General features: G+C 73.2%; 15 protein-coding genes. 14 read left to right on the plus strand and 1 reads right to left on the minus strand.

What is annotated here, in order from left to right; translation table 11 throughout:
* The first annotated feature begins 123 nt into the window (after positions 1 to 123).
* The 6 genes from ACZ7LB_RS28035 to nusB all read left to right on the plus strand — a co-directional run bounded on the left by ACZ7LB_RS28035 (position 124) and on the right by nusB (position 6389).
* The gene (locus ACZ7LB_RS28035; RefSeq protein WP_471472079.1) at positions 124 to 606 is read left to right on the plus strand and encodes a shikimate kinase; all 483 of its coding nucleotides are present in this window, start codon (positions 124 to 126) and stop codon (positions 604 to 606) included.
* Positions 603 to 1697 (plus strand): 3-dehydroquinate synthase, encoded by a 1095-nt coding sequence (aroB, locus tag ACZ7LB_RS28040; RefSeq protein ID WP_471472009.1) that lies wholly within the window; start codon positions 603 to 605, stop codon positions 1695 to 1697. The genes ACZ7LB_RS28035 and aroB overlap by 4 nt, the downstream gene beginning before the upstream one ends.
* Positions 1698 to 2497: 800 nt before the next feature.
* Positions 2498 to 3340, plus strand: a complete 843-nt coding sequence (locus tag ACZ7LB_RS28045; RefSeq protein ID WP_471472010.1) for a Pro-rich N-terminal domain-containing protein — start codon at positions 2498 to 2500, stop codon at positions 3338 to 3340.
* Positions 3341 to 4215: 875 nt separating this feature from the next.
* A complete protein-coding gene (locus ACZ7LB_RS28050) occupies positions 4216 to 5322 on the plus strand; it encodes an aminopeptidase P family protein (RefSeq protein WP_471472011.1) in 1107 nt (368 codons plus the stop codon).
* Positions 5323 to 5385: 63 nt separating this feature from the next.
* A complete protein-coding gene (gene efp / locus ACZ7LB_RS28055) occupies positions 5386 to 5952 on the plus strand; it encodes an elongation factor P (protein ID WP_161229143.1) in 567 nt (188 codons plus the stop codon).
* A 2-nt stretch (positions 5953 to 5954) separates the two neighbouring features.
* Complete coding sequence (gene nusB / locus ACZ7LB_RS28060; protein WP_161229144.1) at positions 5955 to 6389, plus strand: transcription antitermination factor NusB; 435 nt, start codon at positions 5955 to 5957, stop codon at positions 6387 to 6389.
* A gap of 188 nt (positions 6390 to 6577) precedes the next feature.
* On the opposite strand, the gene bldD is transcribed toward nusB, so the two are convergent.
* Positions 6578 to 7081, minus strand: coding sequence for a transcriptional regulator BldD (bldD, locus tag ACZ7LB_RS28065; protein ID WP_161229145.1), 504 nt, complete (start codon positions 7079 to 7081; stop codon positions 6578 to 6580).
* A gap of 298 nt (positions 7082 to 7379) precedes the next feature.
* On the opposite strand from bldD, the gene pyrR reads away from it, so the two are divergent.
* From pyrR to pyrF, 8 genes are all read left to right on the plus strand, one after another.
* Complete coding sequence (gene pyrR, locus ACZ7LB_RS28070) at positions 7380 to 7973, plus strand: bifunctional pyr operon transcriptional regulator/uracil phosphoribosyltransferase PyrR (protein ID WP_471472012.1); 594 nt, start codon at positions 7380 to 7382, stop codon at positions 7971 to 7973.
* 147 nt (positions 7974 to 8120) lie between these two features.
* A complete protein-coding gene (locus ACZ7LB_RS28075; RefSeq protein ID WP_471472013.1) occupies positions 8121 to 9101 on the plus strand; it encodes an aspartate carbamoyltransferase catalytic subunit in 981 nt (326 codons plus the stop codon).
* A gap of 4 nt (positions 9102 to 9105) precedes the next feature.
* Entirely contained in the window at positions 9106 to 10392 is a 1287-nt protein-coding gene (locus tag ACZ7LB_RS28080) for a dihydroorotase (RefSeq protein WP_471472014.1), read from the plus strand.
* On the plus strand, positions 10389 to 10955 hold the full coding sequence (locus ACZ7LB_RS28085; protein WP_471472015.1) for a PH-like domain-containing protein: 567 nt from the start codon (positions 10389 to 10391) through the stop codon (positions 10953 to 10955). The genes ACZ7LB_RS28080 and ACZ7LB_RS28085 overlap by 4 nt, the downstream gene beginning before the upstream one ends.
* Positions 10952 to 12109: a glutamine-hydrolyzing carbamoyl-phosphate synthase small subunit gene (carA, locus tag ACZ7LB_RS28090; RefSeq protein WP_161229150.1), complete on the plus strand. Its 1158-nt coding sequence runs from the start codon at positions 10952 to 10954 to the stop codon at positions 12107 to 12109. Before ACZ7LB_RS28085 ends, carA begins: the two co-directional genes overlap by 4 nt.
* Entirely contained in the window at positions 12102 to 15410 is a 3309-nt protein-coding gene (carB, locus tag ACZ7LB_RS28095; protein WP_471472016.1) for a carbamoyl-phosphate synthase large subunit, read from the plus strand. The genes carA and carB overlap by 8 nt, the downstream gene beginning before the upstream one ends.
* An 87-nt stretch (positions 15411 to 15497) precedes the next feature.
* The gene (locus ACZ7LB_RS28100; protein WP_471472017.1) at positions 15498 to 16604 is read left to right on the plus strand and encodes a quinone-dependent dihydroorotate dehydrogenase; all 1107 of its coding nucleotides are present in this window, start codon (positions 15498 to 15500) and stop codon (positions 16602 to 16604) included.
* Positions 16601 to 17440, plus strand: a complete 840-nt coding sequence (gene pyrF, locus ACZ7LB_RS28105) for an orotidine-5'-phosphate decarboxylase (protein ID WP_471472018.1) — start codon at positions 16601 to 16603, stop codon at positions 17438 to 17440. Before ACZ7LB_RS28100 ends, pyrF begins: the two co-directional genes overlap by 4 nt.
* Positions 17441 to 17770 lie beyond the last annotated feature (330 nt).

Raw genomic sequence — 17770 nt, forward strand, 5'->3', positions numbered from 1 at the left:
GGCGGACGCGGTGGTGGAGAAGTTCGGCGGCGACAGCGTGGCCGAGACCCGCCGCAACGTGCGCTCCTACCTCGACCACCTGGCCATCCGGTGAGTGCTCCACAGGCCGTCCTGGTCGGCCCGATGGGCGTGGGCAAGTCCATGGTGGGGCGGTTGCTGGCCGAACGGCTCGGCGTCGGCTTCCGGGACACCGACGACGACATCGTCGCCGCCGAGGGGCGCGCCATCTCGGACATCTTCGTCCAGGAGGGCGAGGAATCCTTCCGCGCCCTGGAGAAGGAGGCGGTGCGCCGGGCCGTCGAGGAGCACCCGGGTGTGCTCGCCCTCGGCGGCGGCGCCGTCCTCGACGCGGACACCCGCGCCCTGCTGGCCGGGCTGCCGGTCGTCTACCTCTCGATGGACGTCGAGGAGGCCGTACGGCGCACCGGTCTGAACGTGGCGCGTCCCCTGCTGGCGGTCAATCCGCGCAAGCAGTGGCGCGAGCTGATGGAGGCCCGCCGGCATCTGTACGAGGAGGTGGCGTCGGTGGTGGTTCCGACCGACGACCGCACCCCCGAGGATGTCACCGCAGCGGTCGTGGACGCACTGGGGGAGAAGGACGCATGAGCGGCGAGGACGTCACACGCATCGAGGTCGGCGGCAGCGCGGGCAGCGACCCGTACGAGGTGCTGGTGGGCCGCCGGCTCCTGGGCGAGCTGGGCGGGCTGATCGGCCCCCGGGCCAAGCGGGTCGCGGTGATCCACCCGGAGGCCCTCGCGGAGACCGGGGAAGCGCTCCGCGCCGACCTGGCGGACCAGGGCTACGAGGCCGTCGCCATCCAGGTGCCGAACGCGGAGGAGGCCAAGACCGCCGAGGTCGCCGCCTACTGCTGGAAGGCGCTGGGCCAGTCCGGCTTCACCCGCACCGACGTGATCGTCGGGGTCGGCGGCGGCGCGACCACCGATCTGGCCGGGTTCGTGGCCGCGACCTGGCTGCGCGGGGTCCGCTGGATCGCCGTGCCCACCACGGTGCTGGCCATGGTCGACGCGGCCGTGGGCGGGAAGACGGGCATCAACACCGCCGAGGGCAAGAACCTCGTCGGGGCCTTCCACCCGCCGGCCGGGGTGCTCTGCGACCTGGCCGCGCTGGAGTCGCTCCCCGTGCACGACTACGTCTCGGGCCTGGCCGAGGTGATCAAGGCCGGGTTCATCGCGGACCCGGTGATCCTCGACCTGATCGAGGCCGATCCGCAGGCGGCGCGCACCCCGCAGGGCCCGCACACCGCCGAGCTGATCGTCCGGTCCATCCGGGTCAAGGCCGAGGTGGTGTCCGCCGACCTCAAGGAGGCGGGCCCGCGCGAGATCCTCAACTACGGCCACACCCTCGGCCACGCCATCGAGAAGAACGAGCGGTACAAGTGGCGCCACGGCGCCGCCGTGGCGGTCGGCATGCACTTCGCCGCCGAACTGGGCCGCCTGGCGGGCCGCCTGGACGACGCCACGGCCGACCGTCACCGCGCCGTCCTCGAAGCGGTCGGGCTGCCGCTGCGCTACCGCCACGACCAGTGGCCGCGCCTGCTGGAGAACATGCGGGTCGACAAGAAGTCCCGGGGCGACCTGCTGCGCTTCGTCATCCTGGACGGGCTGGCCCGCCCCACCGTCCTGGAGGGCCCCGACCCCGCCGTCCTCCTCGCCGCCTACGGCGAGGTGGCCGACTAGGAACGGCCGCCGGACCCGGCCCGGGGGGAGGAAGGGAACTTCCTCCCCCCGGGCCGGGCCCCGACGTGGTCCCGGCCCGGTCCGACGTGCCCCGGGGACGCCGACGCTCTTCCCGCCGGGACGGTGACGCGCCCGCACCGGGGGTGTCGCGCCCGCCGGGACGGTGAGGCATCCGCACCCGGGTGACGCGCCCGCCGGAGGTGACGCGCCCACGCCGCCCCGGCCCCGGCCCGCCGTGAGCCGGTGCGTCGGCAGCGGAGGCACGCGGGAGCACCCGCCGGCCGAGCCGGAACCGCCCACCGGCGCCCGGGACCGATGCGGTGCCCGGCCCGGGCACCATCCGCCACCCGGCTCGGAAACCCACCCGGCTCGGAAACCCACCCGGCTCGGAAACCCGCCCGGCTCGGGGATCCGCTCGGCTCGGAAACCCGCCCGGCTCGGGGATCCGCTCGGCTCGGAAACCCGCCCGGCTCGGGGATCCGCTCGGTCTGGGGGTCCACCTGGCTCGGGGATCCGCCCGGCCCGGAAACCCGCTCGGCCCGGAAACCCGCTCGGCTCGGGGATCCACCTGGCTCGGAAACCCGCTCGGCTCGGGGATCCACCCGGCTCGGGAACCCGCTCGGCCCGGGGATCCGCCCGGCTCGGGAACCCGGATGACCGGGCACGCCTCTCACGGTGCGGGCACCTCGGGCCGCTCCCGGCCGTTCACCAAACGACGACCGAGGACGGTACCGTTCGCTGACGGCGGGCGGACCCCGCTGTCAGAGCCCATCAGCCCGGACGAGACGGAGTGGCACCGGATGCAGCACGCAGGGGGTTCTCCGTTGCCGCCGCCCCGTCCAGCCGGGCACGGACCGGCCTTCGGCTGGCCCCCGGCCGCCCACCCGGCCCCGCAGGGACCGCCGCCCCAGGGCATGCCGCCGAGGGCCCCGGCACCCGTGCCCCCCGGCCACCAGCCGCCCGCCCCGCACCACCCCGCCGGTCCGGTGCCGACGCCGGACGCGACCGGCCATGTCCCGCTGCCGCCCGGCGGCCCCGTCGCCGCTCCCGGCGCGCCGCCCGCCGCCGCTCCGCCGGACGGGGACACCGCCACGCTCGCGGTGCTGCTCATCGGCCCGGCGGGCGCGGGCAAGACCAGCGTCGCCAAGTACTGGGCCGATCACCGCAGGGTGCCCACCGCCCACATCAGCCTCGACGACGTCCGCGAATGGGTCCGCTCCGGCTTCGCCGACCCCCAGTCCGGGTGGAACGACAACTCCGAGGCCCAGTACCGCCTGGCCCGCCGGACCTGCGGCTTCGCCGCGCGCAACTTCCTGGCCAACGGCATCTCCTGCATCCTCGACGACGCCGTCTTCCCCGACCGCCCGGTGGTCGGCCTGGGCGGCTGGAAGCGGCACGTCGGCCCCGGCCTGCTCCCGGTCGTCCTGCTGCCCGGTCTGGACATCGTCCTGGAGCGCAACGCCGAGCGCAGCGGCAACCGCCGCCTCACCGACGAGGAGGTCGCCCGCATCCACGGCCGGATGGCCGGCTGGTACGGCTCGGGCCTCCCCATCATCGACAACTCCCAGCTCAGCGTCCCCGAAACCGCCCACCTCCTGAACGACCTCCTCACAAGAGCCATAGCCAGCCCCCCACCCTGGTAGCCCCCGGACGGTCAGAGGCGCGGGCACCGCGCAATCCCCACGACGCTCCGCCGGCGGCCCAAGGGCCGCTCCCCCGGGAGCCAGGGGTGCGGGGAACCGCGCGAATCCCACGACGTTCCGGCAGTGATCCACGAGCGGGACCCCCAGGAGGCAGGGGCGCGGGGAACTGCGCAAACCGCACGACGTTCCGGCAGCGATCCACGGGTGGGTCCCCCCCCCGGGGGAAGGGGCGCGGGGAACTGCGCAATCCCCACGACGTTCCGGCAGCGGCCCACGGGCGGGTCCCCTCGGGGGCAGGGGCGCGGGGAACCGCGCGAATCCCACGACGTTCCGGCAGCGGCCCACGGGCGGGTCCCCCCCCGGGGGGGCAGGGGCGCGGGGAACCGCGCGAATCCCACGACGTTCCGGCAGCGATCCACGGGCGGGTCCCCCCCCGGGGGGGCAGGGGCGCGGGGAACCGCGCGAATCCCACGACGCTCCGGCAGTGATCCACGGGCGGGTCCCCTCGGGGCAGGGGCGCGGGGAACTGCGCGAATCCCGCGACGTTCCGGCAGCGATCCACGGGCGGGTCCCCTCGGGGGCAGGGGCGCGGGGAACTGCGCAATCCCCGCGACGTTCCGGCAGCGGCCCACGGGCGGGTCCCCCCCCGGGGGGGCAGGGGTGCGGGGAACCGCGCAAACCCCACGACGCTCCGGCACCAAACCCACACGCCCCCCGGGAGGGAGGACCACGGGGAACCGCACCCCCCGACGCCCCGCCGGCAAACCCACGATCCACCCCCCGGCGGGAGCCACCCCGCAGCGATCCCCACCCGCCGAACCCACTCGGCGCCTCCCGAGCGGCACCCCCCCAGCGGAGCGCCTACGCTCGGTCACATGTCAGCCCCGCACGCGGCCCGCCGAACGCGCCTCAGAGAACGCTGCAACGCGGTCGGCAGCGCGGCAGCCCTCGTCTCACGCCCCGCGAACGTCCGCTACCTCGCGGGCGCCGCCCCGCGCGGCGCCGTCCTGCTCCTCGGCCGCACCGAGGACATGCTGGTCTGCGCCGGTCCGCCGGACGACCGTCCCCAGGAGGGCCGGCCCGACGAGAGCCTCGCGGTCCGCGTCCTGCCCGGCCCCGGCGGCGACCCCGCCGTCGCCGCCGCGGGCTTCGCCGCCGCGCAGGGCGCCGAGTCCCTGGCCACCGAGGACCACCACCTCACCGTGGCCCGCCACCGCGGCCTCCGCTCCGTCGCCCCCCGACTGCGCCTGTCCGACCTCGGCCAGGCGGTCGAACAGCTCAGGGTCGTCAAGGACGAGGAGGAGATCTCCTGTCTGCGCATCGGCGCGGAGATCGCCGACCAGGCCCTCGGGGAACTCCTGGAGTCCATCCTCGTGGGCCGCACCGAGCGCCATCTCGCCCTGGAGCTCGAACGCCGCCTCGTCGACCACGGCGCCGACGGCCCCGCCTTCGCCACCTCGGTCGGCACGGGCCCCCACTCCGGCCGCCGCGGCCACCGCCCCACCGACCGCCGGGTGGAGGAGGGCGACTTCCTCTCCGTCTGCCTGGGCGCCGCCTACCGCGGCTACCGCTGCGAGATCGGCCGCACCTTCGTCATCGGCACCTCGCCCGCCGACTGGCAGATCGCCCTCTACGATCTCGTCTTCGCCGCTCAGCGCGCCGGCCGGGAGGCCCTGGTGCCCGGGGCCGCCTGCCGCGACGTGGACCGCGCCGCCCGCCAGCCGCTGGACTCGGCCGGGTACGCGGAGCACCTCCCGGCCCTCACCGGACACGGGGTCGGACTCGAAATCGACGAGGACCCGCAGTTGGGCCCTGCGGCCATGGGTAAACTGGACGCTTGCGTGCCGGTCACCGTCGAACCGGGGGTCCACCTCCCGGGCAGGGGCGGGGTCCGGATCGATGACACGCTCGTCGTACGCCCCGAGGCGGACGGCGGACCCGAGCTACTCACCATCACGACCAAGGAGCTGCTCGCGCTCTAGCCTCGCGCTTGGCGCACGCCCCGGGGTCGTCCACGTCAGTCCAGTCCAGGAGATTCCGCAACCGTGGCTTCCACGAACGACCTCAAGAACGGCCTGGTGCTCAAGCTCGAAGGCGGCCAGCTCTGGTCCGTCGTCGAGTTCCAGCACGTCAAGCCCGGCAAGGGCCCGGCCTTCGTGCGCACCAAGCTCAAGAACGTGCTCTCCGGCAAGGTCGTAGACAAGACCTTCAACGCCGGCGTCAAGGTCGAGACGGCCACTGTCGACAGGCGCGACATGCAGTTCTCGTACATGGACGGCGATTACTTCGTCTTCATGGACATGCAGACCTACGACCAGCTCCACATCGACCGCAAGGTCGTCGGCGACGCCGCCCACTTCCTCGTCGAGGGCTTCGAGGCGACCGTCGCGCAGCACGAGGGCGAGGTGCTCTCCGTCGAGCTGCCGGCCGCGGTCGAGCTGACCGTCCAGGAGACCGAGCCCGGTGTCCAGGGCGACCGTTCCACCGGCGGCACCAAGCCCGCCGTCCTGGAGACCGGCCACCAGATCCAGGTCCCGCTCTTCATCACCACCGGTGAGAAGATCAAGGTCGACACCCGTACGAGCGACTACCTCGGCCGGGTGAACAGCTAACCGTGGCTGCCCGCAACACGGCCCGCAAACGCGCCTTCCAGATCCTCTTCGAGGGCGACCAGCGCGGCGCCGACGTCCTGACCGTCCTCGCGGACTGGATCCGGCACTCCCGGTCCGACACCCGGCAGCCGCCGGTGAGCGAGTACACGATGGAGCTGGTCGAGGGCTACGCCGCGCACGCGACGCGGATCGACGAGCTGATCGCCCAGTACTCCGTCGGCTGGACGCTGGACCGCATGCCCGTCGTCGACCGCAACCTCCTGCGCCTCGGGGCGTACGAGCTGATCTGGGTCGACGCGACCCCGGACGCCGTCGTCCTCGACGAGGTGGTGCAGTTGGCCAAGGAGTTCTCCACGGACGAGTCGCCCTCGTTCGTCAACGGCCTCCTCGGCCGGCTGAAGGAGCTCAAGCCCTCCCTGCGCCGTGAGGGCGCCTGAGAGGGCCCCCGGGGTCCGGGAGTCCCCGGGAACCCTCTGCCACGCCGAAGGGCCCGCAGCGCGCCGCTGCGGGCCCTTCGGCGTGCGCGGGACCGGACGCACGCCCCGACGACGACGCCCGGGGTGGCCGGAACCCGATGGGTCCCGCCACCCCGGGCGGCACGTTTCTCCTCAGGGGGGAGAAGGTGTCAGGCGTCCTCGTGGGTCGCCACGGCGCGGCGCGCGTCCGCGTCCAGGACGCCCCAGCCGATGAGCTGCTCGGTGAGGACCGAGGGCGACTGGTCGTAGATGACGGCGAGGGTGCGCAGATCGTCCTGGCGGATCGAGAGCACCTTCCCGTTGTAGTCACCGCGCTGCGACTGGATCGTCGCGGCGTAGCGCTGGAGCGGACCCGCCTTCTCGGCCGGCACGGTGGCCAGCCGCTCCAGGTCCAGGACCAGCTTGGGCGGCGGCTCGGCGGCACCGCCCGGCGTGGTGCCCGGCAGCAGCTCCTGCACCGGGACGCCGTAGAAGTCCGCCAGCTCGGCGAGGCGCTGCACGGTCACGGCGCGGTCGCCGCGCTCGTACGAACCGACCACGACGGCCTTCCACCGGCCCTGGGACTTCTCCTCGACACCGTGGAGGGAAAGGCCCTGCTGGGTGCGGATGGCCCGGAGCTTGGCCCCGAGCTGTTTGGCGTATTCGCTGGACATATGGCTCCCGGGACAAGGTGTCGACGTGGCGTGCGGTGTTGTGCGCCACGCGGCTTGGTGACTCACTGTGAGGTTACGCAGCGTTACTCTGCCGCGTCAAGCCGAATGGTCCGCACCGGGGCTTCCGTGGTACCCGGGGATGGTTGCTGCGAGCGGGTGGCGGCGGTGCGGCGCCCGGGTGACGGGGGAGTGTCGGGGGCCGCCCGGAGGCCGCTCCGCCCACCTGATACCGTAGGTGGCGCAAATCCGACGTCCTTTAATCCCCGTCCCGTGAGGCGGAGAAGGAGGTCCGTTACCCATGGACAAGCAGAACGGCGCCGACCAGGGCGCCCGCCCCGGCACGCGGCCCGTCCTCGAGGCCCCCGACATCGAGCGGGTGCTGACCCGCATCGCCCACGAGATCGTCGAGCGCGCCAAGGGCGCCGACGACGTGGTGCTCCTCGGCATCCCGACCCGGGGCGTCTTCCTCGCCCGGCGGCTCGCGGAGAAGCTGGAGCGGATCACCGAGCGCACCGTCCCGGTCGGCTCGCTGGACATCACCATGTACCGCGACGACCTGCGCCTGCAGCCGCCGCGCGCGCTGGCCCGCACCGAGATCCCCGGCGACGGCATCGACGGCCGCCTGGTCGTCCTCGTGGACGACGTCCTCTTCTCGGGCCGCACCATCCGCGCCGCCCTCGACGCGCTGAACGACATCGGCCGCCCGCGCGCCGTCCAGCTCGCCGTCCTCGTCGACCGGGGCCACCGCGAGCTGCCGATCCGCGCCGACTACGTGGGCAAGAACCTCCCCACCTCGCTGCGGGAGACGGTCAAGGTCCTGCTCGCCGAGGAGGACGGCCGCGACACGGTGCTGCTCGGCAGCAAGCCGGCCTCCCCGGACGCCCAGCCCTAGCGACCCGGCCCCGCGCCCCGGCGCACCCCCGCGCCGGGCGCCGCCCCGGCGTGCCCCCGCACGCGCCCGGACGCCCGGATCGTCCCGATTCCGCTTCCCCCGCCCCGCCCGCTCGAACCGCCTCACGTGCCCTACGGAGCCTGACAGATGCAGCGTCATCTCATCTCGGCCGCCGACCTCACCCGCGACGACGCCGTCCTGATCCTCGACACCGCCGAGGAGATGGCCCGGGTCGCGGACCGGCCGATCAAGAAACTGCCCACCCTGCGCGGCCGCACCGTCGTCAACCTCTTCTTCGAGGACTCCACCCGGACCCGGATCTCCTTCGAGGCCGCCGAGAAGCGCCTGTCCGCGGACGTCATCAACTTCACCGCCAAGGGCTCCAGCGTCTCCAAGGGCGAGTCCCTGAAGGACACCGCGCAGACCCTGGAGGCGATGGGCGTCGACGCCGTCGTCATCCGGCACGGCGCCTCCGGCGCCCCCTACCGGCTGGCCACCTCCGACTGGATCGACGCCGCCGTCATCAACGCCGGGGACGGCACCCACCAGCACCCCACCCAGGCCCTGCTGGACGCCTTCACCATGCGCCGCCGCCTGGTCGGCCGCGACGCCGGGCTCGGCGAGGACCTCGGCGGCCGCCGCATCACCCTCGTCGGCGACATCCTGCACAGCCGCGTCGCCCGCTCCAACGTCGACCTGCTGCACACCCTGGGTGCCACCGTCACCCTCGTCGCCCCGCCCACCCTGCTGCCGGTCGGCGTCGAGAACTGGCCCTGCGAGGTCTCGTACGACCTCGACTCGGTGCTCCCCGGCTCCGACGCCGTGATGATGCTGCGCGTCCAGCGCGAACGCATGAACGCCGCGTTCTTCCCCACCGAGCGCGAGTACTCCCGCCGCTACGGCCTCGACGGCGAGCGGATGGCCAGGATGCCCGGGCACGCCATCGTGATGCACCCCGGCCCCATGGTCCGCGGCATGGAGATCACCGCCGAGGTCGCCGACTCCGGCCGGTGCACCGCCGTCGAGCAGGTCGCCAACGGCGTCTCCATCCGGATGGCCGTCCTCTACCTGCTGCTCGGCGGCAACGAACCCGCCCTCACCCACGCCCGCACCACGGAGGAGAAGTAAGACCATGAGCGCAACCCTGATCCGCGGTGCGAAGATCCTCGGCGGCGAGCCCCAGGACGTCCTGATCGAGGGCGGCACCGTCACCCGGGTCGGCACCGGCCTGCCCGCCGGGGACGCGACCGTCGTCGAGGCCGCCGGCAAGGTCCTGCTGCCCGGCCTGGTCGACCTGCACACCCATCTGCGCGAGCCCGGCCGCGAGGACTCCGAGACCGTCCTCACCGGCACCCGCGCCGCCGCCACCGGCGGCTACACCAACGTCTTCGCCATGGCCAACACCTTCCCGGTCGCCGACACCGCCGGCGTCGTCGAGCAGGTCTGGCGGCTCGGCCAGGAGTCCGGCTACTGCGACGTGCAGCCCATCGGCGCCGTCACCGTCGGCCTGGAGGGCGCCAAGCTCGCGGAGCTCGGCGCCATGCACGAGTCCGCGGCCGGCGTCACCGTCTTCTCCGACGACGGCAAGTGCGTCCACGACGCCGTGATCATGCGCCGCGCCCTGGAGTACGTGAAGGCCTTCGGCGGCGTCGTCGCCCAGCACGCCCAGGAGCCCCGGCTGACCGAGGGCGCCCAGATGAACGAGGGCGTCGTCTCCGCCGAGCTGGGACTCGGCGGCTGGCCGGCCGTGGCCGAGGAGTCGATCATCGCCCGGGACGTGCTGCTCGCCGACCACGTCGGCTCCCGCGTCCACATCTGCCACCTGTCGACCGCCGGCTCCGTCGAGATCGTCCGCTGGGCCAAGTCCCGCGGCATCGACGTCACCGCCGAGGTCACCCCGCACCACCTGCTGCTCACCGACGAGCTGGTGCGCTCCTACGACCCCGTCTACAAGGTCAACCCACCGCTGCGCACCGAGCGTGACGTCCTGGCGCTGCGCGAGGCCCTCGCCGACGGCACCATCGACATCGTCGCCACCGACCACGCCCCGCACCCGCACGAGGACAAGGACTGCGAGTGGGCCGCCGCCGCCATGGGCATGGTCGGCCTGGAGACCGCCCTGTCGGTGGTCCAGGAGACGATGGTGGAGACCGGCCTGCTGGACTGGGCGGGCGTGGCCGACCGGATGTCCTTCACCCCGGCGCGCATCGGCCGGGCCGCCGGCCACGGACGCCCCGTCTCGGCTGGTGAGCCCGCCAACCTCACCCTGGTCGACACCGCATACCGTGGACCGGTGGACCCCGCGGGCTTCGCCTCACGCAGCCGCAACACCCCCTACGAGGGGCGCGAGCTGCCGGGCCGTGTCACCCACACATGGCTGCGGGGCAAGGCGACGCTCGTCGACGGGAAGCTCACGTGACACCTCTCATCCTGCTGGCCGCCGAGAAGGAATCGGCGCAAGTGACCGACTGGGCCGCGCGCATCGGCTGGGTCGTCGGACTCGGACTGTTCGTCGCCCTCGTCTACTGGCTGATGCGCGAGGGCTGGAAGTGGCGCGGCACCCTCCAGGGCGACCTCCCGGAGCTGCCCGCCGCGCCCGGCGACCCCGGCCCGGTCCGGCTGGCCCTGACCGGCCGCTACCACGGCTCCACCACCGCCGGGCAGTGGCTCGACCGCATCGTGGCCCGCGGTCTGGGTACCCGCAGCCGCGCCGGGCTGAGCCTCACCGACGCGGGACTGGACGTCGTCCGCCCGGGCGCCGACGACTTCTTCGTCCCCGCCGCCGCGCTGCGCGGGGCCCGGCTCGACAAGGGCATCGCCGGCAAGGTCCTCACCGAGGGCGGCCTGCTGGTGATCACCTGGGAGCACGGCGGACGGCTGATCGACTCGGGCTTCCGCGCCGACCACGCGGCCGAGCACAACGAGTGGGTCGAGACCCTGAACGACATCATCAACAAGACGGAAACGGAAGGCGCACGATGACGACCTCCACCAGGGGAGCCGACAAGACTCCCGCCGTACTCGTCCTGGAGGACGGCCGCACCTTCCGCGGCCGTGCCTACGGGGCCGTGGGGGCCACCTTCGGCGAAGCCGTGTTCTCCACCGGCATGACCGGCTACCAGGAGACCCTCACCGACCCCTCCTACCACCGCCAGGTCGTCGTGATGACCGCCCCGCACATCGGGAACACCGGGGTCAACGACGAGGACATGGAGTCCCGCCGCATCTGGGTCTCCGGCTATGTGGTCCGCGACCCCGCCCGGGTGTCCTCCAACTGGCGCTCCCGGCGCACGCTCGACGAGGAGCTGGCCGCCCAGGGCGTCGTCGGGATCTCCGGCATCGACACCCGCGCCCTCACCCGCCACCTGCGCGAGCGCGGCGCCATGCGGGTCGGCATCTTCAGCGGCGACGCCGTCCGCGACGAGGCCGCCCTGCTGGCCAGCGTCCGCGAGGCCCCCGAGATGGCCGGCGCCGACCTCTCGGCCGAGGTCGCCACCACCGAGCCCTACGTCGTCCCCGCCGTCGGCGAGAAGAGGTTCACCGTCGCCGCCGTCGACCTCGGCATCAAGGGCATGACCCCGCAGCTCATGGCCGAGCGCGGGATCGAGGTGCACGTCCTGCCCGCCGACTCCACCGTCGAGGACGTCTACGCGGTCAACCCGGACGGCGTGTTCTTCTCCAACGGCCCGGGCGACCCGTCCACCGCCGACCACCCCGTCGCCGTGATGCGCGCCGTCCTGGAGCGCGGCACCCCGCTGTTCGGCATCTGCTTCGGCAACCAGATCCTCGGCCGCGCCCTCGGCTTCGGCACCTTCAAGCTGAAGTACGGCCACCGCGGCATCAACCAGCCCGTGCAGGACCGCACCACCGGCAAGGTCGAGGTCACCGCGCACAACCACGGCTTCGCCGTCGACGCCCCGCTGGACCGGGTCTCCGACACCCCCTACGGCCGCGCCGAGGTCTCCCACGTCTGCCTCAACGACAACGTGGTGGAGGGCCTCAGGCTGCTGGACCGGCCGGCCTTCAGCGTCCAGTACCACCCCGAGGCCGCGGCCGGCCCGCACGACGCCGCCTACCTGTTCGACCGCTTCACGTCTTTGATGAGCACCGTCCTGATGGAGGGCCAGCGTGCCTAAGCGCACCGATATCCAGTCCGTCCTGGTCATCGGCTCCGGCCCGATCGTCATCGGCCAGGCCGCCGAGTTCGACTACTCCGGCACCCAGGCGTGCCGCGTGCTCAAGGCCGAGGGCCTGCGCGTCGTCCTGGTCAACTCCAACCCGGCCACGATCATGACCGACCCGGAGATCGCCGACGCCACCTACGTCGAGCCGATCACCCCCGAGTTCGTCGAGAAGATCATCGCCAAGGAGCGCCCCGACGCGCTGCTGCCCACCCTCGGCGGCCAGACCGCGCTCAACACCGCGATCTCCCTGCACGACAACGGCGTCCTGGAGAAGTACGGCGTCGAGCTGATCGGCGCCAACGTCGAGGCCATCCACAAGGGCGAGGACCGCGACCAGTTCAAACTGGTCGTGGAGGAGGTCCGCAGGAAGACCGGCCACGGCGAGTCCGCCCGCTCCGTCATCTGCCACACCATGGACGACGTGATCGCCGGCGTCGACACGCTCGGCGGCTACCCGGTCGTCGTCCGCCCGTCCTTCACCATGGGCGGCGCCGGCTCCGGCTTCGCCCACGACGAGGACGAACTGCGCCGCATCGCCGGCCAGGGCCTCACGCTCTCCCCGACCACCGAGGTGCTCCTGGAGGAGTCCATCCTCGGCTGGAAGGAGTACGAGCTGGAGCTGATGCGCGACCGGAACGACAACGTCGTGGTCGTCTGCTCCATCGAGAACTTCGACCCCATGGGCGTGCACACCGGCGACTCGATCACCGTGGCGCCCGCGATGACCCTGACCGACCGCGAGTACCAGATCCTCCGCGACATCGGCATCGCCGTCATCCGCGAGGTCGGCGTCGACACCGGCGGCTGCAACATCCAGTTCGCGGTCGACCCCGAGGACGGCCGGGTCATCGTCATCGAGATGAACCCGCGCGTCTCGCGCTCCTCGGCGCTCGCCTCCAAGGCGACCGGCTTCCCCATCGCCAAGATCGCCGCCAAGCTCGCCGTCGGCTACACCCTCGACGAGATCCCCAACGACATCACCCGGGAGACCCCGGCCTCCTTCGAGCCGACCCTGGACTACGTCGTCGTCAAGGCGCCGCGGTTCGCCTTCGAGAAGTTCCCGAGCGCCGACTCGACCCTCACCACCACCATGAAGTCGGTCGGCGAGGCCATGGCCATCGGCCGCAACTTCACCGAGGCGTTCCAGAAGGCGCTGCGCTCGCTGGAGAAGAAGGGCAGCCAGTTCACCTTCGTCGGCGAGCCCGGCGACAAGGCCGGACTGCTGCGCGACGCGGTCCGCCCCACCGACGGCCGGATCAACGCCGTCATGCAGGCGATCCGGGCCGGCGCCACCCCCGACGAGGTCTTCGACGCCACCAGGATCGACCCCTGGTTCGTCGACCAGCTCTTCCTCATCAAGGAGACCGCGGACGACCTGGCCGCGGCCTCCGAACTCGGCGCCGACCTGCTCGCCGAGGCCAAGCGGCACGGCTTCTCCGACCAGCAGATCGCGGAGATCCGCGGCCTGCGCGAGGACGTCGTCCGCGAGGTCCGGCACACCCTCGGCATCCGCCCGGTCTACAAGACCGTCGACACCTGCGCCGCCGAGTTCGCCGCCAGCACCCCGTACTTCTACTCCTCCTACGACGAGGAGACCGAGGTCGCGCCGCGCGAGAAGCCCGCCGTGATCATCCTCGGCTCCGGCCCCAACCGCATCGGCCAGGGCATCGAGTTCGACTACTCCTGCGTCCACGCCTCCTTCGCGCTCTCCGACGCCGGGTACGAGACCGTCATGGTCAACTGCAACCCGGAGACCGTCTCCACCGACTACGACACCTCCGACCGGCTGTACTTCGAGCCGCTCACCCTGGAGGACGTCCTGGAGATCGTCCACGCCGAGCAGCAGGCCGGCCCCGTCGCGGGCGTCATCGTCCAGCTCGGCGGCCAGACCCCGCTGGGCCTCGCCCAGGCGCTCAAGGACAACGGCGTGCCCGTCGTCGGCACCCCGCCCGAGGCCATCCACGCCGCCGAGGACCGGGGCGCCTTCGGCCGGGTCCTCCAGGAGGCCGGGCTGCCGGCCCCCAAGCACGGCACCGCCACCACCTTCGCCGAGGCCAAGGCCATCGCCGACCGGATCGGCTACCCGGTCCTGGTGCGCCCCTCCTACGTCCTCGGCGGGCGCGGCATGGAGATCGTCTACGACGAGACCCGCCTCGGCTCCTACATCGCCGAGTCGACCGAGATCAGCCCCTCCCGGCCGGTCCTCGTCGACCGCTTCCTCGACGACGCCATCGAGATCGACGTCGACGCCCTCTTCGACGGCGAGGAGCTGTACCTCGGCGGCGTCATGGAGCACATCGAGGAGGCCGGCATCCACTCCGGCGACTCGGCGTGCGCCCTGCCCCCGATCACCCTCGGCGGCCACGACATCAAGCGGCTGCGGGCCTCCACCCGGGCCATCGCCGCCGGGGTCGGCGTCCGCGGCCTGATCAACATCCAGTTCGCGCTCTCCGGCGACATCCTCTACGTCCTGGAGGCCAACCCGCGCGCCTCGCGCACCGTGCCCTTCACCTCGAAGGCCACCGCGGTGCCGCTGGCCAAGGCCGCCGCCCGGATCTCGCTCGGCGCCACCGTCGCCGAACTGCGCGCCGAGGGCCTGCTCCCGGCGCAGGGCGACGGCGGCACCCTGCCGCTGGACGCGCCGATCTCCGTCAAGGAGGCCGTGCTGCCCTGGTCCCGCTTCCGGGACATCCACGGCCGCGGCGTCGACACCGTCCTCGGCCCGGAGATGCGCTCCACCGGCGAGGTCATGGGCATCGACTCCGTCTTCGGCACGGCGTACGCCAAGTCGCAGGCCGGCGCCTACGGGCCGCTGCCCACCCGGGGCCGGGCCTTCATCTCGGTCGCCAACCGCGACAAGCGCTCGATGATCTTCCCGGCCCGCGAGCTGGTCGCCCACGGCTTCGAGCTGTTCGCCACCTCCGGCACCGCCGAGGTGCTCCGGCGCAACGGCATCAACGCCACGGTGGTGCGCAAGCAGTCCGAGGGCCCCGGACCCAACGGCGAGAAGACCATCGTCCAGCTCATCCACGACGGCGAGGTCGACCTGATCGTCAACACCCCCTACGGCACCGGCGGACGCCTCGACGGCTACGACATCCGCACGGCGGCCGTGGCCCGGTCCGTACCCTGCCTGACCACCGTCCAGGCGCTCGCCGCCGCGGTCCAGGGCATCGACGCGCTGAACCACGGAGAGGTGGGCGTGCGCTCGCTCCAGGAACACGCCGAGTTCCTGATCGCGGCCCGCGACTAGCCGCCCGGGGGGGACACCGGAAACGGTGTCCCCCCCGCTTCATGAGCCCTTCACCCGAGCCCGCCACCCGGGCTTCACGAGGACACCATGTACCAGATCTTCTTCAAGCTCGTCTTCTCCCGCCTCGACCCGGAGCAGGCCCACCACCTGGCCTTCCGCTGGATCCAGCGCGCCGCCCGCGTCCCGGTGCTGCGCACCTTCGCCGCCGCGGCCCTCGCCCCCCGCCACAAGGAGCTGCGCACCGAGGCCCTCGGCCTGCGCATGCACGGCCCCTTCGGGCTCGCCGCGGGCTTCGACAAGAACGCCGCCGCCGTCGACGGCCTGGCGATGCTCGGCTTCGACCACGTCGAGATCGGCACCGTGACCGGTGAGCCGCAGCCCGGCAACCCCCGGAAGCGGCTGTTCCGCCTCGTCGGGGACCGGGCGCTGATCAACCGCATGGGCTTCAACAACGACGGCTCGCGCGTCGTGGCCGCCCGCCTGGCCTCCCGCAACCCGGTCTTCCGCACGGTCGTCGGCGTCAACATCGGCAAGACCAAGGTGGTCCCGGAGGAGGAGGCCGTCGCCGACTACGTCACGTCCGCCGAGCGCCTCGCGCCGCACGCCGACTACCTCGTCGTCAACGTCTCCTCGCCCAACACGCCCGGCCTGCGCGACCTCCAGGCCGTGGACCACCTGCGCCCGCTGCTGACCGCCGTCCGCGAGGCCGCCGACCGGGCCGTCCCCGCCCGGCGCGTCCCGCTGCTGGTCAAGATCGCGCCGGACCTGGCCGACGACGACATCGACGCCGTCGCCGACCTCGCCGTCGAACTCGGCCTGGACGGCATCATCGCCACCAACACCACCATCGCCCGCGCCGGACTCGGGCTGACCTCCGCGCCCGGCCTCGTCCAGGAGACCGGCGGACTCTCCGGAGCCCCCCTCAAGGAGCGCTCCCTGGAGGTGCTGCGCCGTCTGTACGCCCGGGTGGGCGACCGGATCACCCTGGTGGGCGTCGGGGGCGTGGAGACCGCCGAGGACGCCTGGCAGCGCATCCTGGCCGGGGCCACCCTGGTCCAGGGCTACAGCGCCTTCATCTACCAGGGCCCCTTCTGGACCCGGGCCGTCCACAAGGGCCTCGCCGCCCGCCTGCGGCAGAGCCCCTACGCCACCCTCGCCGACGCGGTCGGCGCCGATGTGAGGAGGGCGGCATGACCGAGCCCTTCGGCGCGCGCCTGCGCCGCGCCATGGACGAACGCGGGCCCCTGTGCGTGGGCATCGACCCGCACGCCTCGCTGCTGGCCGAGTGGGGGCTCGGCGACGACGTGGCGGGCCTGGAGCGGTTCAGCCGGACCGTGGTCGAGGCCCTGGCCGGCCGGGTCGCGGTGCTGAAGCCGCAGAGCGCCTTCTTCGAGCGCTTCGGCTCGCGCGGCGTCGCCGTGCTGGAGGCCACGGTGCGCGAGGCCCGGGAGGCCGGGGCGCTGGTCGTGACCGACGCCAAGCGCGGCGACATCGGCTCCACCATGGCCGCCTACGCCGCGTCCTTCCTGCACCGGGACGCGCCGCTGTTCTCCGACGCGCTGACCGTCTCGCCCTACCTCGGCTACGGTTCCCTGAAGCCCGCCGTCGACCTGGCGCGCGAGAACGGCGCGGGGCTGTTCGTGCTGGCGCTCACCTCCAACCCGGAGGGCGGCGAGGTCCAGCGCGCGGTGCGTCCCGGCGGGCGGGACGTCGCGGCCACCGTACTGGCGCACTTGGCCGCCGAGAACGCCGGGGAGAGCCCCCTCGGCTCCTTCGGCGCGGTGGTCGGCGCCACGCTCGGCGACCTCTCCTCCTACGACCTGGCGGTGAACGGCCCGCTCCTGGCGCCCGGCATCGGTGCCCAGGGCGCCACGCCGGCCGACCTGCCGAAGGTCTTCGGGGCGGCGGTGCGCGCCGTGGTGCCCAGTGTCAGCCGGGGCGTGCTGCGGCACGGGCCCGCCGCGGGCGCGCTGCGCTCGGCGGCGGACCGGTTCGCGGACGAGGTCCGCGAGGCGCTCGCGGGGGCCTAGGGTCCTTCCCGGTGCCCGGCACCCCGGGGCCCCTCCTCTTGTGGGGGAGGGGCCCCGGGGTGCCGCGGCCCGCCGGTCCCGGGGGCGTGGCCAGGGGCTTCGCGCCCGTCCGGAGTGCGGACGCGGGCCGCAATCCAAGGAATTTTGCCCTGAATGTCCGGCCTGGCAGAGGCTGACCAGGACTTTTCCGCTGTTCTCGCTGACTCCGGCGGACATGACCGCTAGTCTCCGTCGAGTGGGAACAGCTCCCGCATCGCAAGACAGCGGGGAGAACGGGCACGTGTTGCTCGTGGCTCCCCGGGTGTGGGGCGACTAGGTTCCTCACCGGTC

This window comes from Streptomyces sp. NPDC107521 (assembly GCF_055598485.1).